Origin of the sequence: Buttiauxella warmboldiae, from assembly GCF_003818135.1 — a bacterium.
Lineage (GTDB): Bacteria > Pseudomonadota > Gammaproteobacteria > Enterobacterales > Enterobacteriaceae > Buttiauxella > Buttiauxella warmboldiae.
Window position 1 is genome coordinate 1 of the sequence record NZ_RPOH01000067.1, and the last position, 21,319, is coordinate 21,319.

Genomic DNA, 21,319 nt, shown 5'->3' on the forward strand with positions numbered 1-21,319 from the left:
CACGCTTTTTCCTGCGTTGTCAGCCATCTCAACGGCACCTGCTTTCCGGGTGTCGGATTTATTCAGGCAGCAACATTGCGCTGTCTGCACTGGCTTGGCGTCATACCCATTTCACGCGTGAAGACCACTGAGAAGTAGTTACTGTCCTCAAAACCGCAGCGAGTGGCCACTTCGCTAATCAGATAATCGGTATGACGCAGAAGATATTGCGCATGGCAGATGCGCAGCTGGCGCAAATAGTGGTTTACGGTCATGCCGGTTTGCTGGCGGAACTGCTGACGAAGGGTGCGCTCGTTGCATTGGTTTTGCTGGCAGAACTGTTCGAGCGCAAATGTCCTTTCCAGATTGCCAGCCAGCGCAGTAATCAGCTTATCTAATAGCGTTTCGCTGCTGGTTACCGGTACGCTATCTACGGCATAGCGATGCCGATTGAGGGTAAGCGCTAGCTGGGCGAACAGGGTTTCCATCATGGCAACCGAAAAGTCGTCAGCTTTACGGCTCTCTTGCTCGATTTGCGTAATGATTTGCCGTACCGGGTTCATGCCGGTGCTGCCAAGCCGCCAGTAGGGTTGAAACGGCTTTTTATCCAAGCCTGGAATCAGCGCTTTCCAGTCTAAATCCAGCTGCAGGCGCTCGGGGCAGTAGATAACATTTTGCAAAACGAGGTCGTTTACCGAGGTGTAAGAGTGGCGGTCTTCGGCACGGATATAAAACAGGTCGCCGCAGGTAATGCGATAAGGGCGGTCATTGAGAACGTGCAGGCCGTTGCCGCGCCACACCAGAACCAGCTCGCAGAAATCATGGGTGTGTTCGGCGAAGACGTTTTGCGGGTAGCGATCCGCCACCGCCACGGGCTGCGTAGCAGAGGCGAAGAAATCGGCTTTCCTGAGTACTAAATGGCTGGTCACCGCAACACCTCGAAAACTCAATAATCAGAAAGTATTGGCTTTTTTGGCAAAAAAAACGGTGACTGCCTTCGCGATTACTGAAGTTGCGTGTCGCGGCCCTGGCGGATCTCGCGCGGTGACCAGGAGAACTCACGCTTAAACAGCGTCGAAAAATGGTTGCTGTCGCCAAACCCGCACTGGAAGGCGATATCCGTTACGCTCTCTTCGCCATGGCGCAGCAGGTGGCGGGCTTTCATCAGGCGTAAACGGTTGAGATAGCGCTGCGGGGTCAAGCCGGTTTGCTGTTTAAGCTGGCGATGCAACGTGCGCAGAGAAAGGGTGAATTGTGAGGCCAGCTGCTCCCAGCAAATATCTTCGTCGAAATGATCTTCAAGCCACGCCATCAGCTGGTTTAAACGGCCTTGCGAACTTGCCGCGCCTTCCATCAGGCTGCCTTTGCGCAGCAGTACCAGCAGCTGCATAAACAGAATTTCACGGCTGGCAACGGTGTGGGTATCCGCCGCTTCACCAAGCTGTTCAAACTGCTCGATCAGGCCACGCGCCTGCTGCAACACCGGCTGGTTTATACGCCAGTGTGACGGGTAATTCCCGTCCTGTTCCTGCGGCAGCAGCTTATCGATCCCGGACAAAAAGCAAAAGGCATCCGGCGCGCGATACAGAATATTGGTCAGGCAGAGGTTTTCGGTGTGCTCGTATAAATGGCGGTCGTGGTCACGTACAAAGCAGACCGAGCCGCCGCTTAGCGTGTACGGCTGGCCGTTAAAAACGTGGGTGCCGGTACCGTGTTCAACAATAACAATTTCACAAAAATCATGGTGATGTTCAGGAAATGCGGCCTGAGGTAAACGCGGCTCAATGGCCACGGATGCATTTCCCGATGGGAAAAAATCAAAACCATATAATACCGTCATCATTACCCCCAGGCTGCTTTTTGTTGTTGCCTGATAGTAGGTAATGATTCTTGTCTGCACCTTAAAATTTCGACACGAAATCCGTTAAAAGCCGCGCGTTTTTTAAGAAAGGGCGGGAATTATCAGGAAATGCGGAAGGCATCACAGGTGATTTTGGGGCTGAGAAAACGGGTTTTGTGACATATCTCACGTTCATCTTTGCTTCTTTGCCAGCGGCTGATTGGCGCTGTCAGTGTCAAGAAGGTGGATGGCGGCGTTCTTTTTTAGAGTGAGGGGTAATTCATTTAGTAAGGACCCCAAAATGACTCTACGCCATAGTGTTGCGGTAGATCTCGGCGCATCAAGTGGCCGTGTCATGCTGGCGCGCTTTGAACGTGATACCCGCAGCATCTGCCTGCGCGAAATTCATCGTTTCACCAACTGCTTAAAACAGCTCGAGGGTGCCACCGTCTGGGATGTGGATGCGCTGGAGCATGAGATCCGCACCGGCCTACAAAAAGCCTGCGATGAAGGCATCGCCATTGACAGCATCGGCATCGACACCTGGGGCGTGGATTACGTGCTGATTGGCTGCGACGGCAAGCGCGTCGGGCAGCCGGTTTCTTACCGTGACAAACGTACCGATGGCGTACTGGATATCGCTTTAACTCAGTTAGGGCGTGAAGATATTTACCGACGCACCGGCATTCAATTCCTGCCATTTAACACGCTCTATCAGTTCCGTGCGCTGGTGGAACAGCAGCCGGAACTGATTGATAAAGTCGAACATGCGCTGCTGATCCCGGACTATTTTTGCTACCGCCTGACCGGGGCCCTGAACTGGGAATATACCAACGCCACCACCACGCAGATGGTGAATATCAACAGCGACAGCTGGGATGAAACGCTGCTCGACTGGGCAGGCGTGCCGCATAAATGGTTCGGCACACCGACGCATCCGGGCAATGTTATCGGCCAGTGGATTTGCCGTGAAGGCAACAAAATCCCGGTGGTTTCAGTGGCCACGCATGACACTGCCAGCGCGGTGATTGGTGCACCGCTGAAAGACAAAGATGCCGCGTATCTCTCTTCCGGCACCTGGTCGCTGATGGGTTTTGAGAGCAAAACGCCTTACGCCAACAGCGCCGCGTTAGCCGCCAACATCACCAATGAAGGCGGTGCGGAAGGGCGCTATCGGGTGCTCAAAAACATTATGGGGCTGTGGCTTTTGCAGCGCGTGACGAAAGAGCTGGGGATCGCCGATCTGCCCGATCTTATCGATCGCACTCGTAAAACAACGGCCTGCCAATTTGTGATCAATCCGAACGATGATCGTTTTATCAACCCAGAAAGCATGAGCCGGGAAATTCAGGCGGCGTGTCGCGAAAGCAACCAGCCGGTGCCGTTCACCGACAACGAACTAGCGCGCTGCATTTTCGACAGCCTGGCGCTGCTGTATGCCAAAACGCTATCAGAACTTGCCTCCGTCCGTGGCCGCCCGTTTAGCTGCCTGCACATTGTCGGTGGCGGCAGCCAGAACACCTTACTCAATCAGCTATGCGCCGATGCCTGTGGTATTCCGGTATTCGCCGGGCCGATTGAAGCCTCAACGCTCGGCAATATCGGCTGCCAGTTAATGGCGCTGGACGAAATCACTGATGTCGATGACTTCCGCAAAGTGGTCGCCGCCAACTATGAACTGAAATCTTTTTCCCCCGAAACAGAAAGCGAAATTGCCCGCTATATCGCGCAGTTTCCGCTGAACATTCAAACACGAAAGGAGTTTTGCGCATGACCACATCTCTTGAAACAGCCTGGGAACTGGCGAAACAGCGCTTTGCTGCTGTCGGTGTTGATGTTGAAGCCGCACTGCAACAGCTCGACCGTTTACCGGTTTCTATGCACTGCTGGCAGGGCGATGATGTTGCCGGATTTGAAAACCCGGAAGGCGCGCTGAGCGGCGGGATTCAGGCGACGGGCAATTACCCGGGCAAAGCGCGCAACGCCGCTGAATTACGCTCGGATCTGGAACGCGCATTAAGCCTGATCCCCGGGCCAAAACGCCTGAATCTGCACGCCATTTATCTGGAGTCTGAACAGCCGGTTTCCCGCGACAAAATCAAACCAGAACATTTTAAAAACTGGGTTGAGTGGGCGAAAACTAACAAATTAGGGCTGGATTTTAACCCGTCTTGTTTCTCGCATCCGTTAAGCGCCGACGGTTTTACGCTTTCGCACGCTAACGATGAAATCCGCCAGTTCTGGATTGACCACGTTAAGGCCAGCCGCAAAGTGTCCGCGTACTTCGGTGAACAATTGGGCACGCCGTCGGTGATGAATATCTGGATCCCGGATGGCATGAAAGACATCACCGTTGACCGCCTGGCCCCGCGCCAGCGTTTAGTCGCCGCACTTGATGAAGCGATGAGCGAAAAACTCAATCCGCAACACCATATCGACGCGGTAGAAAGCAAGCTGTTCGGCATCGGCGCGGAAAGCTATACCGTCGGCTCCAACGAATTCTATTTTGGTTACGCCACCAGCCGCCAGACCGCACTGTGTCTGGATGCCGGCCACTTCCACCCGACCGAAGTTATCTCCGACAAAATCTCCAGCGCCATGCTGTATGTGCCGCGTTTATTGCTGCACGTGAGCCGTCCGGTGCGTTGGGACAGCGACCACGTGGTGCTGCTGGATGATGAAACTCAGGCGATCGCCAGCGAGATTATTCGCCACGATCTGTTCGATCGTGTGCACATCGGTCTGGATTTCTTCGACGCCTCCATTAACCGCATCGCCGCCTGGGTTATCGGCACCCGCAATATGAAGAAAGCGCTGCTGCGTGCGCTGCTGGAGCCAACAGAGACGCTGCGCCAGCTGGAGCTGGCAGGCGATTACACCGCGCGTCTGGCGCTGCTCGAAGAGCAAAAATCGCTGCCGTGGGCGGCGATCTGGGAAATGTATTGCCAGCGCAACGACACGCCGGTTGATGCCCAGTGGCTGAAAACGGTGCGGACTTATGAAAAAGACGTGTTGAGTCAACGCGGTTAACCACCCTCATCCCGGTCTTCTCCCTCAGGGAGAAGGGAAAAAACGAACACAACAGGAACACAAGACTATGCAGAACATCCTCAACGCCTGGTTTGTCGAAGGTATGATCAAAGCAACGAGCGACGCCTGGCTGAAAGGCTGGGACGAGCGTAACGGCGGCAACATCACTATGCGTCTGGATGAAGCGGATATCACGCCGTTCCAGGCTGATTTCCACGCCTCTCCACGCTACATCCCCCTTAGCCAGCCAATGCCTGAGCTGGCGAACACGCCGTTTATCGTGACCGGTTCCGGCAAATTCTTCCGCAACGTGCAGCTCGACCCGGCGGCAAATATTGGCGTGGTGAAAGTGGACAATCGCGGTACGGGCTACCACATTTTGTGGGGGCTGGAGAACGAAGCGGTGCCGACTTCGGAACTGGCTTCGCATTTCCAGTCACACAGCGTGCGTATCAAAACCACCGGCGGAAAAGATCGCGTCATTATGCATTGCCACGCCACCAACCTGATTGCCCTGACTTACGTGCTGGAAAATAACACTGACGTGATCACCCGCAAACTGTGGGAAGGCAGCACCGAGTGCCTGGTGGTGTTCCCGGACGGCGTCGGCATTCTGCCGTGGATGGTGCCGGGCACCGATGAAATTGGTACGGCGACCGCGGGCGAGATGACAAAACACTCGCTGGTGCTGTGGCCGTTCCACGGGGTATTTGGCAGTGGCCCAACGCTTGATGAAGCCTTTGGTCTTATCGATACCGCCGAAAAATCTGCCGAAGTATTGGTAAAAGTCATTTCGATGGGAGGTATGAAACAGACCATCTCGCGCGACGAGCTTATCGCACTCGGTAAACGTTTTGGCGTCACCCCATTAGCAAGTGCATTAGAGCTGTAAGCCGTAAACGCAGGGTGGGTTCATCCACCCTGTGAAAAATAACAACACCTGCAAACTGACCCTACATACATCGGAGTACAAGCAATGAAAACTAAAGCAATATTAGGTTGTACGCTCACCGTTGTCGCACTGGCTCTGTCCAGCTCTGCCTTTGCTGAAGTGAAAATCGCGCTGGTGGCGAAATCCCTCGGCAATGGTTTCTTTGAAGCCGCAAACGTCGGGGCGCAGGAAGCCGCCAAAGAGTTGGGGGATGTAACAGTGATTTATACCGGCCCAACCACCACCACCGCGGAAGCACAAATTGAAGTTCTCAACGGCTTGATCGCTCAGGGTGTTGATGCCATTGCTATTTCTGCCAATGACCCCGATGCGCTGGTTCCGGTGCTGAAAAAAGCCATGCAGCGCGGCATCAAAGTGGTTTCGTGGGATTCCGGCGTGGCAAAAGAGGGCCGCCAGATCCACCTCAACCCTTCCAATAACGCATTGATTGGCGAAACCAACGTCAAACTGGCCGCCGACGCCTTAAAAGCGCTGAACGTGGAAAAAGGCGATGTGGCAATTCTGAGCGCAACGCCTACCTCAACTAACCAGAATATCTGGATTGCTGAGATGAAAAAGGTGCTGCCGAAATATCCTGCCGTGAACCTGGTGACGGTCGCTTATGGCGACGATCTGTCTGATAAAAGCTACCGCGAAACCGTCGGCCTGTTGAAATCCTACCCGGATTTGAAAGTGATAGTCTCGCCGTCGTCCGTCGGGATTGTTGCCGCGGCGCAAGCGGTGAAAGACCAGGGCAAAATCGGCAAAGTTTATGTGACTGGCCTGGGTTTACCGTCTGAAATGGCGGGTGCGGTGAAATCTGGCGCGTCGAAAAGCTTCGCTATCTGGAACCCCATTGATTTGGGCTACGCCGCAACTTATCTGGCTGATGATTTAGTGAAAGGTACGGCGACGAAAACCGAGGCCAGCATGGGCAAGCTGGGCAAAGTGAAGCTAGATGCCGACGGCAGCGGCGCGATGGCTGAGCCGTTTGTTTACGATGCCAGCAACATCGATAAATTCTCCAAAATATTCTGATTGGGTATTGGCGGGTGACGCTTTGCTTACCCGCCCTACAAAGGCCAAACGTAGGGTGGATAAGCGTTCGCGCCATCCACCATTTTGGATGGGGAATTTACCATGACACTCACTACACCACTGCTGTCCCTGAAAGGAATAACCAAAGTCTTCCCCGGCGTGCGCGCCCTTGAGAATGTTCATCTTGATTTATGGCCGGGAAAAGTCACGGCGTTAATCGGTGAAAACGGCGCAGGTAAATCCACACTGGTTAAAGTCATGACCGGAATTTATCAGCCGGAAGAGGGCGAACTGCTTTATAAAGCGATACCGATAACGCTGCCAAACCCGGAAGCGGCGCATAAAGTCGGCATCACGGCGATTCACCAGGAAACGGTGCTGTTCGATGAGCTGACCGTCACGGAGAACATTTTTGTCGGCCACTATCTTTATCGCGGCTTCTTTAAGAAGCTCGACTGGCCTGCGATGCACCAGCAGGCGCAGGAGATCCTCACTCGCCTGGAAGTGCCAATTAACCCTCGCGCCACGCTCAAAACGCTGAGTATTGCCCAACGCCATATGGTGGCGATTGCCCGCGCGCTGTCGTTTGAAGCGCAGGTGGTGATTCTGGATGAACCTACCGCCGCGCTTTCGCAGCATGAAATCGTCGAGTTTTATCAAATCGTCGAGCGCCTGAAAGCCGAAGGCAAAGCGATCCTGTTTATCTCGCACAAGTTCGACGAGATTTTTGCCATCGCCGATCACTACACCATTTTGCGCGACGGCATCTATATCAGCTCCGGGAAAATCAGCGAGATAACCGAAGAGCGGATGGTCACCATGATGGTGGGGCGCGAAATCACTCACGCCTTCCCGAAAGTGAATTGCGAGCCAGGGGAGGTGGTGCTGGAGGTGAAAGACCTCTGCCATCCAACCGAATTTGCCCATATCGACTTCCAGCTGCGCAAAGGGGAAATCCTCGGTTTCTACGGCTTAGTCGGTGCCGGGCGTACCGAGTTAATGCAGGCGCTATCGGGTGTTTCGCGCCCGTCCCACGGCGAAATCCTGCTTAACGGCCAGGCGATGCAGTTCCGCCAGCCCGCCGATGCCATTAAAGCCGGGATTGTCTGCGTGCCGGAAGAGCGTCAGAAACAGGGCGCGATTATCGAATTACCCATTTACCAAAACATCAGCCTGCCGCAACTGAGCCGCCTGAACCCGCGTGGAATATTAAACGATGCGCGCGAATGGGCGCTGGCCGATGAATACGCTAAACGTTTGCAGGTCAAAGCCTTTAGCTGGAAACAGCCGGTTGAAACGCTTTCCGGCGGCAACCAGCAGAAGGTGGTGATCGGCAAATGGCTGGCAACGCAGCCGACGGTGATCATCCTCGATGAACCGACCAAAGGCATTGATATCGGCTCTAAAGCGGCGGTGCACCAGTTTATGTCCGAGCTGGTCGGCCACGGCCTGGCGGTGATCATGGTGTCGTCCGAGCTGCCGGAAGTGATGGGCATGGCGGACCGGATTATCGTGATGCACGAAGGGCTGATGGTGGCGCAATTTGAGGCGGGTGAAGCGAGTGCTGAAATGATTGTCAGCGCCGCCAGCGGTTCCCATGAGGAGGCAGCGTAATGTGGCAATCTCTTCTCAAACATCGCGAATTTCTGCTGGCGGGCGTCATCTTGCTGATGATTCTGGGGATTGGCAGCCGCGTGCCGTCGTTCCTCGCACCGGGCAACCTGGTCGAAATGTTCAACGACACCTCGATTCTGATCATTCTCGCTCTCGGCCAGATGATGGTGCTGCTGACCAAAGGCATTGATTTGTCGATGGCGGCGAACCTGGCGCTGACCGGCATGATTGTCGCCTTGCTTAACTTCCACTATCCGCAAATCCCGGTCTGGGCGCTGCTATCCCTGGCAACGGTTCTTGGCCTGGTGATGGGCGTGATTAACGGCTTGCTGGTCTGGAAGCTCGGCATTCCGGCGATTGTCGTCACCCTCGGCACCATGAGCATTTATCGCGGCATTATCTTTTTGCTGTCAAACGGCGGCTGGATTAACGCCCATCAAATGAGTAGCGACTTTCTCGGCTTACCGCGCGCGGTGGTTTTGGGAATGCCGTTGCTGAGTTGGTGTGCGGTCGCCGCTCTTTTGCTGGTGGGCTACTTCTTGCGCTACAGCCGCACCGGGCGGGCGATGTACACCGCTGGCGGCAATGCGACGGCGGCATATTACACCGGCATCAACGCCGGGAAAATGCAGTTCATCAGCTTTAGCCTCTCGGGGGCGCTGGCCGGTTTTTGCGGCTATTTGTGGATTTCTCGCTTTGCCGTTGCGTATGTCGACGTAGCTAACGGTTTTGAACTGCAAATCGTCGCAGCCTGTGTGATTGGGGGAATAAGCACCATGGGCGGGATCGGGCGCGTGCTCGGCTGCCTGTTTGGCGCTTTGTTCCTCGGCGTGATCAACAACGCGCTGCCGGTGATTGGTGTATCACCGTTCTGGCAGATGGCGATATCGGGTGCAGTGATTGTGATTGCGGTGCTGCTTAACGAACGCGGCAATAAACGCAAAGGGCGGCTGATTCTGCGCGACGCAGCATTTTCCCAACCAAAGCAGGCGGTGAAACCATGAATAAGTCTTTGATTGCTGAATCTGTGCCACCGCAGGCTGGAGCGGCTCCTCTGTGGCACCGCTTGCTGTGCTGGGAATCATTTTTACTGGCGGTAACGCTGGCGGTGTTTGTGGTAAATGCGCTGGCATCGCCCTATTTCCTCAACCTCTGGAACCTGTCGGACGCCACCTTTAACTTCACGGAAAAAGCGATCGTCGTGTTGCCGATGGCGATGTTGATTATCGCCCGTGAAATTGACCTGTCTGTGGCGTCAACCATTGCGCTCAGTTCAACGGCAATGGGCTTTTGCGCTCAGGCAGGTGTCGATACCGCAGGACTGGTGTGCATCGGGCTTGGCGTCGGGTTGCTGTGCGGTTTGTTCAACGGCCTGCTGGTCACGCGTTTTAACCTTTCATCAATTGTTATCACCATCGGCACCATGAGTCTGTATCGCGGCATTACCTACATTTTGCTGGGCGACCAGGCGCTAAATCACTACCCGGAAAGTTTTGCCTGGTTTGGCCAGGGCTATGTCTGGGGCGCGTTATCGTTTGAATTCGCCCTGTTCATTGTACTGGGGGCGGTTTTCGCCTTCCTGCTGCATAAAACCAACTTTGGCCGCCGGACCTACGCCATCGGCAATAACCCGACCGGCGCGTGGTATTCCGGTATCAATGTGAAACGCCACAACCTGATGTTGTTTGTGCTGGTGGGCGTGATGGCGGGGCTTGCCTCCGTGTTGCTGACTTCGCGTCTTGGCAGCACGCGCCCGACCATCGCTATGGGTTGGGAATTAAGCGTAGTGACCATGGCGGTGCTGGGCGGCGTCAATATTCTGGGCGGCTCCGGCAGCATGGCGGGGGTGATTATTGCCGCCTTCCTGATGGGCCTCGTCACCTTCGGGCTAAGCCTGTTGAATGTGCCGGGTATTGTGATGTCGATTATTGTTGGCGCGATGCTGATCGCCGTGATTTCGCTACCGATAATTACCCGCCGCATTATGCAACGGACACGGCGCTGAATACCGAGACGGTGGCCGGGCGGCCATCGTCATAATATTAAGGAGAATAGCGATGAGCTTTATGTTGGCCTTACCAAAAATCAGCCTGCACGGCGCAGGTGCCATCGGCGATATGGTGAAATTAATCGCCGCCAAACCCTGGGGGAAAGCGTTAATCATTACCGACGGGCAACTGGTGAAAATGGGCCTGCTCGACAGCCTGTTTAGCGCGCTCGACGAACATCAGCTTTCTTACGAACTGTTCGACGAAGTGTTCCCGAACCCAACGGAGGAGCTGGTGCAACAAGGTTTTGCTGCATACCAGGCGGCAAGTTGCGATTACCTGATTGCCTTCGGTGGCGGTAGTCCGATTGATACCGCTAAAGCGGTGAAAATCCTCACCGCCAACCCTGGCCCCTCCACCGACTATTCCGGCGTTGGTAAAGTCACCAACCCAGGCGTTCCGCTGGTGGCAATTAACACCACCGCGGGCACAGCGGCAGAGATGACCAGCAACGCGGTGATCACCGACTCCGTGCGCCATGTGAAAGAAGTGATTATCGACACTAACCTGATCCCAGATATTGCGGTAGATGACGCCAGCGTGATGCTTGAGATCCCGGCAAGCGTTACCGCCGCCACCGGCATGGATGCGCTCACCCACGCCATTGAAGCCTATGTTTCCATTGCCGCTCACCCATTAACTGACGCCAATGCGCTGGAGTCTATCCGCCTGATTAGCCAGTGGCTGCCAACAGCCGTTGACGACGGGTACAACCTCGAAGCGCGTGAAATGATGGCTTACGGTCAGTACCTGGCGGGTATGGCGTTTAACAGCGCAGGCCTTGGCCTGGTGCATGCGTTGGCACACCAGCCGGGTGCGACGCACAATCTGCCGCATGGTGTTTGCAACGCGATCTTGCTACCAGTTATCGAAGCTTTTAACCGCCCGAAAGCCGTTGCACGTTTTGCAAAAGTTGCTGCAGCAATGGGCGTTGATACGCAGAACATGAGCGAAGAAGAGGCCAGTTTTGAGGCGATTCTCGCCATTCGTGAGCTGTCTGCTCGTGTGGGTATTCCATCCGGCTTTAGCCAGCTTGGCATTAAAACCGCTGACATTGAAGGCTGGCTGGATAACGCGCTGGCTGACCCTTGCGCGCCATGTAACCCACGCGTGGCAACTCGCGAGGAAGTGCGCGAGCTCTATCTGGAGGCGTTATGATCCGCAAAGCCTTTGTGATGCAGGTGAATCCAGATGCCCATGAAGAATATCAACGTCGCCATACGCCGATTTGGCCTGAGCTGGAAGCGGTATTAAAACAGCACGGCGCGCATCACTACGCAATTTATCTTGATGCGCAACGCCACCTGCTTTTTGCCACGGTAGAAATTGAGTCCGAAGCCCGCTGGAACGCGGTCGCACAAACGGAAGTGTGCCAGCGCTGGTGGCAGCATATGAGCGAAATCATGCCGAGTAATGCCGACAACAGCCCGGTGAGTGCGGAGCTGAAAGAGGTGTTTTATTTAGAGTAGGTTTTATTTCTATATAGTCCCCGGCTTTGGTCGGGGGCGTTTGTTCGGGTTAGCTGCCCTTAGCCACATAGAACGATACGAGCCTGTACACCATTTTGTGTAAATACCTCTTCTCAATAGTGACCGTCCAGGCTCGGATTGATATCACCAAAATAGAAAATCGACGTCTGGAGAAGGATAGAAAAATCGTCGAATCAAGCAACCATCAAGCAAATTGCAGAATGGATAAGCTTCTATCTTTTTGTTTTATATAATTAAAATATAAATCACGTTTACAGTCAGGAGCCACAATCAAGCAACCATCAAGCAAAACTCCCCACTACGCCCAGAATGGGATGTAGCGCATTGCTTTAGTTCCTACTGATGAATCGTATTGCTTGATACGACTATCTTTCATTGCTTCCTTGATGATACGGCTAATCATTGCGCTGTTTTTTTCATCAACACCAAATCTTTCCCGCAGTGTGGTGTTGTTCATCGGAACCTTTTCAAGATATTTCAATACACAATGAAGATAAGTCGCTCTGACTTTTTCTTCATTGTCCATATCCTTAAAATCGCGATGAGCAAACAAAGTGACTTTCGTGTGCTCCTGATAAATCTCAAACTGAGGGGCTGGTAGCTGATAAATCTCAGTTTCAATAACAACTTTATCAATACCGCTTCCCCGCTCTTCACAGATCCCCATCCTACGCATGAGAGAGGCTATTCTTTCATTACGGCTACGCGGGGGGGAATCGAGAAGGCGATCAATCGCCACTAAGGGTATACCAGGATTTGAAATTTCCATGCGGTCGGAGAACAACTCAAGCATTGGCCCCGTCCCGCCAATATTGAAATCCTGGTGAATCAGTGAGTTGGCAACAACTTCTCGTATAGACAGCTCAGGATACATTCTTACTTCGCTGCGAAAAGCTTTCCCAATCACTTCATTTGATGGCAAAAGGTTATTAATATAATCAATCAGGCCTTCAAAACCGACTGCATAACCTTTATTGCCTTGTAATTCCTTTACCGTTTTAAAACGATTATTTGCATCGTACTGGATTAAACGAATGGCTTTACGGGACAAATTTTTAAAGGCATCTAATTCTCGAGCAAAAAGTATGGCACCAAGATTGGTAATATCCCAGGAACCCGCATCATTTCTCTCAACAACAAAATCCTTTGCAAGGTAATCCATTATAGAATCTTTGCTTTCTGGTAACGGTTGAGATAATAGCGAGAAGAACGATGGGTAGTCGATTAACTGCAATACCTCATCAATAGAGCACTTGTCTCGTGCTACACGGTATTCCCAAGGTTTCCTATCAAAGACACGCCAGAGAGCACGTTCTTTTTCTGGATGTTTACCCAGCGGTTTTTTATAAGAGCCAATACGAATAAATTCTGTTCCCGAAAAACGCACAGGAGTATGGCAATTTGCATTTATCTCCAGAATAACGACGGCATTATTCTCAAATGGCGAGAATTCATGGAATGTAAAATCAATCTTTGGTTCCAGCCCCTGTAATAACCAGCTTTCCAGCTCCTGCTGTTTATGCTTAGCCAGAGAAGGCTTGAAATCAGTACCGATTATAGAATGAGTCTCATCATTAACACCCCACACCATATAGGCCGTTGGCTTTCCAAGCAAAGCAGCCGAATTTGCCAGTGCCGAGATATACTCTCCGAGTTCTTCTGGTTTTATTGCATTATGCTTAAATTCTGCCCACTCAGTCTCTTTCGGCAATGAAACCAGCTCTTTCAGCAAAGAACGCAAACCGACTTCATCTTTAGAAACAGACATTTAAGCACCGAGTAATAGTTATATCAGCCTACAAGGATATGGCTTTAGACTGCACATGGCAATATTCCACATCACATCGCCTGTTTTAGTGTTGTATGCATACCAGAGCCAGTGCTGGTGGGCTTTACTGCCCATGAAGCACTGTTACGCTTTTAACCGCTGCGGATGCGTATAAACCGTGGCGCGGCCGGGTTTGCTAAAGCCGATTAGCGTCAGGTTGCAGCGCTGTGCTACTTCAACGGCAAGCGTGGTGGCGGCAGAAACGGCAAATAAAATCTCAACGCCGCACTGGGCAGATTTTTGCACCATCTCATAGCTGGCGCGGCTGGAAACTAACACCGCTCCGTTGTGCCAGCCCGCACGGCCACGGGCACCGAGCAGTTTATCCAGCGCCACATGGCGGCCGATATCTTCTTTGCCATCCTGAATGGTGCCGCTTTCGTTCAGCCAGAGTGCGGCATGGGTGCAGCCGGTGAGCTGCCCGACCGGTTGGTAGTCGCGCATTTGGTTTAAAGCGGCATCAAGATTGTTCAAATCGAAGGTTTGTGTGAACGGCAGCGGGGCAATTGGGCGGCCAATATCATTGAGTTGCTCAACGCCGCACACGCCACAGCCGGTGCGCCCGGCAAGGGTGCGTCGGCGCTCTTTCAGGCCCATAAAGCGGCGGCTGGAAAGCTCAATTTGCACTTCTAAGCCATTACAAACGGGGAAAACATCCATTCCGTAAATCTCTGCCGGAGAGTCAATAATCCCTTCCGATAATGAAAAACCTAATGCAAAAAGCTCCAGATCTTTAGGTGAAGCCATCATTACCACATGAGAAATGCCGTTGTAGACCAGCGCAACCGGGGCTTCTTCCGCCAGCCAGTCTTCTTTGGCGTGGCATAAATCATGGCGTTGCCACAACGCTATCGTGCTTGCGCCAGTGACGGTGTTCACGGTTTTGTCCTGATTTGGGTTGGTTTTGTTCACTTTGTCTTAACCTGAGTGGAACAGCCTTTATTCTAATGTGGTATTCTGGAAACCTACCCCTTGTGGAGTAGGGGTGTTGCCAGACTGGGTTTGATTGTGGACTTTTACACTGCAAACCGCAAAAGAATACACCTAAAAACAATGTGAAAAAATGTCGAAAAAAGGAGTATCCATGCAGGTCAGCAGAAGACAGTTCTTTAAGATCTGTGCTGGCGGTATGGCAGGGACTACGGCTGCTGCACTGGGCTTTGCCCCGGGCGCGGCACTTGCGGAAACACGGCAGTATAAGCTGCTGCGCACCCGCGAAACTCGTAATACCTGCACATACTGTTCCGTTGGCTGTGGGCTATTGATGTATAGCCTCGGCGACGGCGCGAAAAATGCCAAAGCATCTATCTTCCATATCGAAGGTGACCCTGACCATCCGGTCAACCGTGGCGCACTTTGCCCGAAAGGCGCGGGGCTGGTGGACTTCATCCACAGCGAAAGCCGTCTTAAATTTCCGTCTTACCGCGCACCAGGCTCGGATAAATGGGAACAGATCAGTTGGGAATCGGCATTTGACCGCATCGCCAAACTGATGAAAGCTGACCGCGACGCCAACTTTATTGCCCAGAATGACCAGGGAACCACGGTTAACCGCTGGCTCTCCACCGGCATGTTGTGCGCATCTGCTTCCAGTAATGAAACCGGTTATTTAACCCAGAAATTTTCCCGCGCCCTCGGCATGTTAGCCGTGGATAACCAGGCGCGTGTCTGACACGGACCAACGGTAGCAAGTCTTGCTCCAACATTTGGTCGCGGTGCGATGACCAACCACTGGGTTGATATCAAGAACGCCGATCTCGTAGTGGTGATGGGTGGCAACGCCGCAGAAGCGCATCCCGTCGGGTTCCGCTGGGCGATGGAAGCCAAAATCCATAACGGCGCGAAGCTGATTGTTATCGATCCGCGCTTTACGCGTACCGCTTCGGTGGCGGATTTCTATACCCCAATTCGTTCCGGCTCAGACATTGCTTTCCTGTCTGGCGTACTGTTGTACCTGATAACCAATAATAAATATAACCGCGAGTACGTTGAGGCTTACACCAACGCTAATCTGATTGTACGTGAGGATTACAGCTTCGATGACGGCCTGTTCTCAGGCTACGATGCGGCGAACCGTAAATATGACAAAACCAGCTGGAACTACGAGCTGGACGAGAAGGGCTTTGCCAAACGCGACCTGACGCTCAGCCACCCGCGCTGCGTATGGAACCTGCTCAAAGAACACGTTTCCCGCTACACGCCAGAGGTGGTTGCCAATATTTGCGGCACCCCGAAAGACGATTTCATCAAAGTCTGTGAATATCTCGCCGCCACCAGCGTCAAAGATAAAACCGCATCGTTCCTGTACGCGCTGGGCTGGACGCAGCACTCGGTTGGTGCGCAAAACATTCGCACTATGGCGATGATCCAGCTGTTGCTTGGCAATATGGGAATGGCGGGCGGCGGCGTGAACGCCCTGCGCGGCCACTCCAATATTCAGGGCCTGACCGACATTGGCTTATTGTCACAAAGCCTGCCGGGCTACATGACCCTGCCGAACGAAAAACAGCCTGACCTCCAGACTTATCTTGCTGCCAGCACGCCGAAACCGCTGCTGGAAGGCCAGGTAAACTACTGGGGCAACTACCCGAAATTCTTCGTTTCGATGATGAAAGCCTTCTTCGGCGACAAAGCCACGGCGGAAAATAGCTGGGGTTACGATTGGTTGCCGAAGTGGGACAAGGGCTACGACGTCCTGCAATATTTCGAGATGATGAACCAAGGCAAAGTGAACGGCTACATCTGCCAGGGCTTTAACCCGGTGGCGTCGTTCCCGAATAAAAACAAGGTCATTGCGTCACTGTCGAAGCTGAAATTCCTCGTGACCATCGACCCGCTGAACACCGAAACGGCTAACTTCTGGCAAAACCACGGCGAGTTTAACGATGTCGACCCGGCGGAAATCCAGACCGAAGTGTTCCGCTTGCCTTCAACCTGCTTCGCCGAAGAGAACGGTTCTATCGTCAACTCCGGCCGCTGGTTGCAGTGGCACTGGAAAGGTGCGGACGCTCCGGGAGAGGCGCTGAACGACGGCGAGATTCTCTCCGGCATCTTCACTCGCCTGCGCCACATGTATCAGCAAGATGGCGGTGCGCAGCCTGAGCCGGTGTTGAACATGAGCTGGAATTACCAGACGCCTGACAACCCGGATCCAGAAGAAGTCGCGAGGGAAAGCAACGGTAAAGCGCTGGCGGATGTTCTTGACCCGGCAACCGGCGCGGTTCTGGTGAAAAAAGGCCAGCAGCTGAGCTCGTTTGCCCAGCTGCGCGACGACGGCACCACTTCCAGCGGCTGCTGGATTTTCGCCGGTTCCTGGACACCGGACGGCAACCAGATGGCGCGTCGTGATAACGCCGATCCGTCAGGTTTAGGCAACACGCTGGCCTGGGCCTGGGCGTGGCCGCTCAACCGCCGCATTCTGTATAACCGCGCTTCTGCCGACCCGCAGGGTAAACCGTGGGATGAAAAACGCCGCCTGATCTCCTGGGATGGCGCGAAGTGGAGCGGCGCGGATATTGCCGACTACAGCGCTGCGGCGCCGGGCAGCGACGTTGGGCCGTTCATCATGCAGCCGGAAGGTTTGGGGCGCTTGTTTGCTATCGACAAGATGGCTGAAGGGCCGTTCCCGGAACACTACGAACCGTTTGAAACGCCGCTTGGCACCAACCCGCTGCACCCGAACGTGGTTTCTAACCCGGCGGCGCGCGTGTTTAAAGGTGACCTGGAAGCAATGGGCAAGCACGACAAGTTCCCGTATGTCGGCACCACTTATCGCCTCACCGAGCATTTCCACTACTGGACCAAACACGCGGTACTGAACGCCATTGCGCAGCCAGAGCAGTTTATCGAGATTGGCGAGAAGCTCGCAAATTCGCTCGGTATTGCTCACGGCGACACGGTGAAAGTCTCCTCCAACCGTGGCTTTATCAAAGCCAAAGCGGTGGTGACCAAGCGTATCCGCCAGCTGGATGTGAACGGCCAGAAAGTGGATACCATCGGTATTCCGATTCACTGGGGTTACGAAGGGGTGGCGAAGAAAGGCTTTATCGCCAACACCCTGACGCCATTTGTCGGGGATGCCAACACGCAAACGCCTGAATTTAAAGCGTTCCTGGTCAATGTGGAAAAGGTGTAACGGAGACGAATTATGGCTTATCAATCTCAGGACATTATCCGTCGCTCCGCCACTAACGGACTTACGCCCGCGCCGCAGGCGCGGGATCATCAGCAACAGGTCGCGAAACTTATCGACGTCACCACCTGCATCGGCTGTAAAGCCTGCCAGGTGGCCTGTTCGGAATGGAATGACCTGCGTGATGAAATTGGCAGCAACGTTGGCGTTTACGATAACCCGGCGGATTTAACCGCCAAATCGTGGACGGTGATGCGCTTCTCGGAAGTGGAGCAAAACGACAAACTGGAATGGTTGATCCGCAAAGATGGCTGTATGCACTGCGCGGACCCAGGCTGCCTGAAAGCCTGCCCGGCGGAAGGAGCAATCATTCAGTATGCCAATGGGATTGTCGATTTCCAGTCCGAGCAGTGCATCGGCTGCGGCTACTGCATTGCCGGTTGCCCGTTCGACGTGCCGCGTATCAACCCGGAAGATAACCGTGTCTACAAATGTACCCTGTGCGTAGACCGTGTGACCGTCGGCCAGGAGCCTGCCTGCGTGAAAACTTGCCCAACCGGCGCGATTCATTTTGGCTCGAAAGAGTCGATGAAAAACCTGGCGGGCGAGCGCGTGGCGGAGCTGAAAACGCGCGGCTATGACAATGCCGGGTTGTACGACCCGGAAGGCGTTGGCGGCACTCACGTTATGTACGTGCTGCATCATGCGGACAAGCCGACGCTGTATCACGGCCTGCCGGAGAACCCATCCATCAGCCCAACGGTGAAATTCTGGAAAGGCGTCTGGAAGCCGCTGGCCGCGATTGGCTTTGCTGCAACCTTTGCCGCCAGCGTATTCCACTATGTGGGGGTCGGCCCGAACCGCGCCGATGATGAAGACGAAAACCTGCATCATGACGATGACGAGGTGCGCAAACCATGAAGAAACAAGTGACTATTCAGCGTTACAGCGCGCCTGAGCGTATCAACCACTGGATCACCGCCTTCTGCTTTATGCTGGCGGCAATCAGCGGACTGGGTTTCTTCTTCCCATCCTTTAACTGGTTGATGAACATTCTGGGCACGCCGCAGCTGGCGCGCATTCTCCACCCGTTCGTCGGTGTGGTGATGTTTGCCTCGTTTATCATCATGTTTTTCCGTTACTGGCACCACAATCTAATCAATCGGGAGGATATCTTTTGGGCGAAGAATATTCGTAAGATCGTCGTCAACGAGGAAGTGGGCGACACCGGGCGTTATAACTTCGGCCAGAAATGCGTGTTCTGGGCGGCGATTATTTTCCTGGTGCTGCTGCTGGTGAGCGGCGTGATTATCTGGCGTCCTTACTTCGCGCCTGCTTTCTCAATCCCGGTGATCCGCGTAGCCCTGATGGTGCATTCATTTGCCGCAGTGGCACTGATTGTGGTTATTATGGTCCACATCTACGCTGCCCTTTGGGTGAAAGGCACGATTACCGCGATGGTGGAAGGCTGGGTCACAACGTCCTGGGCGAAGAAACACCATCCGAAATGGTATCGTGAAGTTCGCCAAAAACAGGAAAAACGACAGGAATGAGTATTCGCATAGTCCCGCAAGACCAGCTGGATAAGAGCGACAAACGTACGGCGGAGACTATCCCGCCGTTACTGTTCCCCCGGCTGAAAAATCTCTACAACCGCCGTGCAGAACGCCTGCGCGAACTGGCGACCGACAATCCGCTGGGGGATTTCCTGCGCTTTGCTGCGCTTATTGCCCACGCGCAGGAAGTGGTGCTGTACGACCACCCGCTGGAAATGGATTTAACCGCGCTGATTGAGAAATCTTCTGCAACCGGCAAGCCGCCTTTGGACATTCACGTTCTACCGCGTGACCCGCACTGGCAGCGCTTGCTCAATTCGCTGATTGCCGAGCTGAAACCCGAGATGAGCGGCCAGGCACTGGCGGTTATCGAAAATCTGGAAAAAGCCTCGACGCAAGAGCTGGAAGAGATGGCGAGCGCGCTGTTTAACGCTGATTTTGCACGGGTTTCCAGCGATAAAGCCCCGTTCATTTGGGCGGCGCTGTCGCTCTACTGGGCGCAAATGGCAAGCCTGATCCCCGGGCGTGCGAAAGCGGAATACGGTGAGCAACGCCAGTTCTGCCCGGTTTGTGGTTCGATGCCGGTTTCCAGCATTGTGCAGATTGGCGGCACCAGCGGCCTGCGCTATTTGCACTGCAACCTGTGCGAAACCGAGTGGCATGTGGTGCGCGTGAAGTGCAGCAACTGCGAGCAAACCCGCGATTTGAACTACTGGTCGCTGGAAAGCGAACAGTCCGCGGTTAAAGCGGAAAGCTGCGGCGACTGCGGCACTTACCTGAAGATTCTGTATCAGGAAAAAGATGCCAAAGTGGAAGCCGTGGCCGACGATTTAGCCACGCTGGTGCTCGATGCGCGCATGGAGCAAGAAGGCTTTGCCCGCAGCAGCATTAATCCTTTCTTGTTCCCGGGGGAAGGGGAGTAATTAATCAGGCAGGGTGCCAGCACTCTGCCTGTTTATTCAAACAATATCTTCACTCTGGCAAACACCTTCTTTGCTACCTCCTCAGCGTTTTCTAAATAAAAACCTTTGCCTGGCTTGAAAATTAATTGATTGAACACGATGGCAAATAACAACTGTTAAACAGCATTAGGCGGTAGGCAAGATCAACGAAGGGCTAATTCTGGCTTATTCTTGACATCCTCCCCGCCCTAAAGGGCGAGGATTCCTACAGCGTTCAGACCGAAGCCTGACTCGCCTCAGTGGGTTCCTGCTTCATCGAGCGGCCTAAAGCTGCCATCTCTCCACAGGCTAACGCGGCGTGCCCCGCCGCTAAAATATTACGGGCACCGTTGATATCGGCATTCTCTGTATATCCACACTCAAGACACTCGAACTGACTTTGTGACTGGCGGTTTTCTTTCGCTGTATGACCACAGCAGGCGCATTTCTGACTGGTGTAGGCTGGATTAATTGCCAGCACCTGACCACCTCGCCAGCGCTGTTTGTACTCAAGCTGGCGGCGAAGCTCGTGCCAGCCCTGATCTAATATCGAACGGTTTAAGCCTGATTTTGCACGAACGTTGCGCCCATGTTGGCTTACCGTACCCGCTGCTGACTTTGACATGTTGGCAACCTTCAAGTCTTCAATGACGATCATGGCGTGGTTTTTGCTGATTGTCGTGCTGACTTTATGAAGGTAGTCGCGGCGGATATTACCGATACGAGAATGCAGGTTTTGTACTTTCCGTTTCGCCTTCTTCCAGTTGTTGCTGAACTTCACCTTGCGGCTCATTTCACGCTGGAGTCTGGCGAGTTTCTTCTGATTGGATTTAAAGCTGTTTACAGGCTCAAACACGGTGCCATCAGAGAGCGTGGCAAGCTTTGCTACCCC

At 53.7% G+C, this 21,319-nt stretch carries 19 protein-coding genes; 13 read left to right on the plus strand and 6 right to left on the minus strand.

Annotation, left to right across the window (positions count from 1 at the left end; translation table 11 throughout):
* Nucleotides 1–62 precede the first annotated feature (62 nt).
* Both rhaR and rhaS (EHN07_RS15425) read right to left on the minus strand, forming a co-directional pair.
* A complete protein-coding gene (gene rhaR, locus EHN07_RS15420; protein ID WP_124024945.1) occupies nucleotides 63–908 on the minus strand; it encodes an HTH-type transcriptional activator RhaR in 846 nt (281 codons plus the stop codon).
* A gap of 74 nt (nucleotides 909–982) precedes the next feature.
* Entirely contained in the window at nucleotides 983–1,819 is an 837-nt protein-coding gene (gene rhaS / locus EHN07_RS15425; RefSeq protein WP_124024963.1) for an HTH-type transcriptional activator RhaS, read from the minus strand.
* Between the two features lie 301 nt (nucleotides 1,820–2,120).
* Between rhaS (EHN07_RS15425) and rhaB the strand changes: the two genes are divergently transcribed.
* From rhaB to rhaM, 9 genes are all read left to right on the plus strand, one after another.
* The gene (gene rhaB, locus EHN07_RS15430; RefSeq protein WP_124024946.1) at nucleotides 2,121–3,593 is read left to right on the plus strand and encodes a rhamnulokinase; all 1,473 of its coding nucleotides are present in this window, start codon (nucleotides 2,121–2,123) and stop codon (nucleotides 3,591–3,593) included.
* The gene (gene rhaA, locus EHN07_RS15435; protein WP_124024947.1) at nucleotides 3,590–4,849 is read left to right on the plus strand and encodes an L-rhamnose isomerase; all 1,260 of its coding nucleotides are present in this window, start codon (nucleotides 3,590–3,592) and stop codon (nucleotides 4,847–4,849) included. Before rhaB ends, rhaA begins: the two co-directional genes overlap by 4 nt.
* Nucleotides 4,850–4,916: 67 nt before the next feature.
* Nucleotides 4,917–5,741: a rhamnulose-1-phosphate aldolase gene (rhaD, locus tag EHN07_RS15440; RefSeq protein WP_124024948.1), complete on the plus strand. Its 825-nt coding sequence runs from the start codon at nucleotides 4,917–4,919 to the stop codon at nucleotides 5,739–5,741.
* Between the two features lie 84 nt (nucleotides 5,742–5,825).
* A complete protein-coding gene (gene rhaS / locus EHN07_RS15445; RefSeq protein ID WP_124024949.1) occupies nucleotides 5,826–6,818 on the plus strand; it encodes a rhamnose ABC transporter substrate-binding protein in 993 nt (330 codons plus the stop codon).
* 102 nt (nucleotides 6,819–6,920) lie between these two features.
* Complete coding sequence (locus EHN07_RS15450; protein ID WP_124024950.1) at nucleotides 6,921–8,432, plus strand: sugar ABC transporter ATP-binding protein; 1,512 nt, start codon at nucleotides 6,921–6,923, stop codon at nucleotides 8,430–8,432.
* Nucleotides 8,432–9,436, plus strand: a complete 1,005-nt coding sequence (locus EHN07_RS15455; protein ID WP_124024951.1) for an ABC transporter permease — start codon at nucleotides 8,432–8,434, stop codon at nucleotides 9,434–9,436. Before EHN07_RS15450 ends, EHN07_RS15455 begins: the two co-directional genes overlap by 1 nt.
* Nucleotides 9,433–10,437 (plus strand): ABC transporter permease, encoded by a 1,005-nt coding sequence (locus EHN07_RS15460; protein WP_124024952.1) that lies wholly within the window; start codon nucleotides 9,433–9,435, stop codon nucleotides 10,435–10,437. The genes EHN07_RS15455 and EHN07_RS15460 overlap by 4 nt, the downstream gene beginning before the upstream one ends.
* 52 nt (nucleotides 10,438–10,489) lie before the next feature.
* Nucleotides 10,490–11,638 (plus strand): lactaldehyde reductase, encoded by a 1,149-nt coding sequence (gene fucO, locus EHN07_RS15465; protein ID WP_124024953.1) that lies wholly within the window; start codon nucleotides 10,490–10,492, stop codon nucleotides 11,636–11,638.
* Nucleotides 11,635–11,949: an L-rhamnose mutarotase gene (rhaM, locus tag EHN07_RS15470; RefSeq protein WP_124024954.1), complete on the plus strand. Its 315-nt coding sequence runs from the start codon at nucleotides 11,635–11,637 to the stop codon at nucleotides 11,947–11,949. Before fucO ends, rhaM begins: the two co-directional genes overlap by 4 nt.
* A 319-nt stretch (nucleotides 11,950–12,268) precedes the next feature.
* Here rhaM and EHN07_RS15475 read toward each other — a convergent pair whose 3' ends face one another.
* From EHN07_RS15475 to fdhD, 3 genes are read right to left on the minus strand one after another with little or no spacing between them, the layout of a single operon-like run.
* Nucleotides 12,269–13,738 (minus strand): ATP-binding protein, encoded by a 1,470-nt coding sequence (locus EHN07_RS15475; protein ID WP_124024955.1) that lies wholly within the window; start codon nucleotides 13,736–13,738, stop codon nucleotides 12,269–12,271.
* Nucleotides 13,739–13,756: 18 nt separating this feature from the next.
* Nucleotides 13,757–13,873 (minus strand): IS1 family transposase, encoded by a 117-nt coding sequence (locus tag EHN07_RS20900; protein WP_124024956.1) that lies wholly within the window; start codon nucleotides 13,871–13,873, stop codon nucleotides 13,757–13,759.
* A gap of 9 nt (nucleotides 13,874–13,882) precedes the next feature.
* On the minus strand, nucleotides 13,883–14,710 hold the full coding sequence (gene fdhD / locus EHN07_RS15485) for a formate dehydrogenase accessory sulfurtransferase FdhD (RefSeq protein WP_124024957.1): 828 nt from the start codon (nucleotides 14,708–14,710) through the stop codon (nucleotides 13,883–13,885).
* A 172-nt stretch (nucleotides 14,711–14,882) separates the two neighbouring features.
* On the opposite strand from fdhD, the gene fdnG reads away from it, so the two are divergent.
* Genes fdnG through fdhE form a run of 4 tightly spaced genes read left to right on the plus strand, consistent with a single transcriptional unit; the run spans nucleotide 14,883 to nucleotide 20,409 of the window.
* The gene (fdnG, locus tag EHN07_RS15495) at nucleotides 14,883–17,933 is read left to right on the plus strand and encodes a formate dehydrogenase-N subunit alpha (RefSeq protein ID WP_148085474.1); all 3,051 of its coding nucleotides are present in this window, start codon (nucleotides 14,883–14,885) and stop codon (nucleotides 17,931–17,933) included.
* 12 nt (nucleotides 17,934–17,945) lie between these two features.
* The gene (gene fdxH / locus EHN07_RS15500) at nucleotides 17,946–18,851 is read left to right on the plus strand and encodes a formate dehydrogenase subunit beta (protein ID WP_124024960.1); all 906 of its coding nucleotides are present in this window, start codon (nucleotides 17,946–17,948) and stop codon (nucleotides 18,849–18,851) included.
* On the plus strand, nucleotides 18,848–19,483 hold the full coding sequence (gene fdoI / locus EHN07_RS15505) for a formate dehydrogenase cytochrome b556 subunit (protein ID WP_124024961.1): 636 nt from the start codon (nucleotides 18,848–18,850) through the stop codon (nucleotides 19,481–19,483). The genes fdxH and fdoI overlap by 4 nt, the downstream gene beginning before the upstream one ends.
* Nucleotides 19,480–20,409, plus strand: coding sequence for a formate dehydrogenase accessory protein FdhE (fdhE, locus tag EHN07_RS15510; protein ID WP_124024962.1), 930 nt, complete (start codon nucleotides 19,480–19,482; stop codon nucleotides 20,407–20,409). Before fdoI ends, fdhE begins: the two co-directional genes overlap by 4 nt.
* 253 nt (nucleotides 20,410–20,662) lie before the next feature.
* Here the strand turns inward: fdhE and EHN07_RS15515 are convergent.
* Nucleotides 20,663–21,319 (minus strand): RNA-guided endonuclease InsQ/TnpB family protein (locus tag EHN07_RS15515; RefSeq protein ID WP_148085475.1); only part of this gene is annotated, 657 nt, incomplete at its 5' end.

What these genes read in the sequence shown, in the direction of transcription:
- rhaS (WP_124024963.1), bottom strand. Translation starts at nt 1,819, where the DNA reads ATGACGGTATTATATGGTTTTGATTTTTTCCCATCGGGAAATGCATCC.
- rhaB (WP_124024946.1), top strand. Translation starts at nt 2,121, where the DNA reads ATGACTCTACGCCATAGTGTTGCGGTAGATCTCGGCGCATCAAGTGGC.
- rhaA (WP_124024947.1), top strand. Translation starts at nt 3,590, where the DNA reads ATGACCACATCTCTTGAAACAGCCTGGGAACTGGCGAAACAGCGCTTT.
- rhaD (WP_124024948.1), top strand. Translation starts at nt 4,917, where the DNA reads ATGCAGAACATCCTCAACGCCTGGTTTGTCGAAGGTATGATCAAAGCA.
- rhaS (WP_124024949.1), top strand. Translation starts at nt 5,826, where the DNA reads ATGAAAACTAAAGCAATATTAGGTTGTACGCTCACCGTTGTCGCACTG.
- EHN07_RS15450 (WP_124024950.1), top strand. Translation starts at nt 6,921, where the DNA reads ATGACACTCACTACACCACTGCTGTCCCTGAAAGGAATAACCAAAGTC.
- EHN07_RS15455 (WP_124024951.1), top strand. Translation starts at nt 8,432, where the DNA reads ATGTGGCAATCTCTTCTCAAACATCGCGAATTTCTGCTGGCGGGCGTC.
- EHN07_RS15460 (WP_124024952.1), top strand. Translation starts at nt 9,433, where the DNA reads ATGAATAAGTCTTTGATTGCTGAATCTGTGCCACCGCAGGCTGGAGCG.
- fucO (WP_124024953.1), top strand. Translation starts at nt 10,490, where the DNA reads ATGAGCTTTATGTTGGCCTTACCAAAAATCAGCCTGCACGGCGCAGGT.
- rhaM (WP_124024954.1), top strand. Translation starts at nt 11,635, where the DNA reads ATGATCCGCAAAGCCTTTGTGATGCAGGTGAATCCAGATGCCCATGAA.
- EHN07_RS15475 (WP_124024955.1), bottom strand. Translation starts at nt 13,738, where the DNA reads ATGTCTGTTTCTAAAGATGAAGTCGGTTTGCGTTCTTTGCTGAAAGAG.
- EHN07_RS20900 (WP_124024956.1), bottom strand. Translation starts at nt 13,873, where the DNA reads ATGGGCAGTAAAGCCCACCAGCACTGGCTCTGGTATGCATACAACACT.
- fdxH (WP_124024960.1), top strand. Translation starts at nt 17,946, where the DNA reads ATGGCTTATCAATCTCAGGACATTATCCGTCGCTCCGCCACTAACGGA.
- fdoI (WP_124024961.1), top strand. Translation starts at nt 18,848, where the DNA reads ATGAAGAAACAAGTGACTATTCAGCGTTACAGCGCGCCTGAGCGTATC.
- fdhE (WP_124024962.1), top strand. Translation starts at nt 19,480, where the DNA reads ATGAGTATTCGCATAGTCCCGCAAGACCAGCTGGATAAGAGCGACAAA.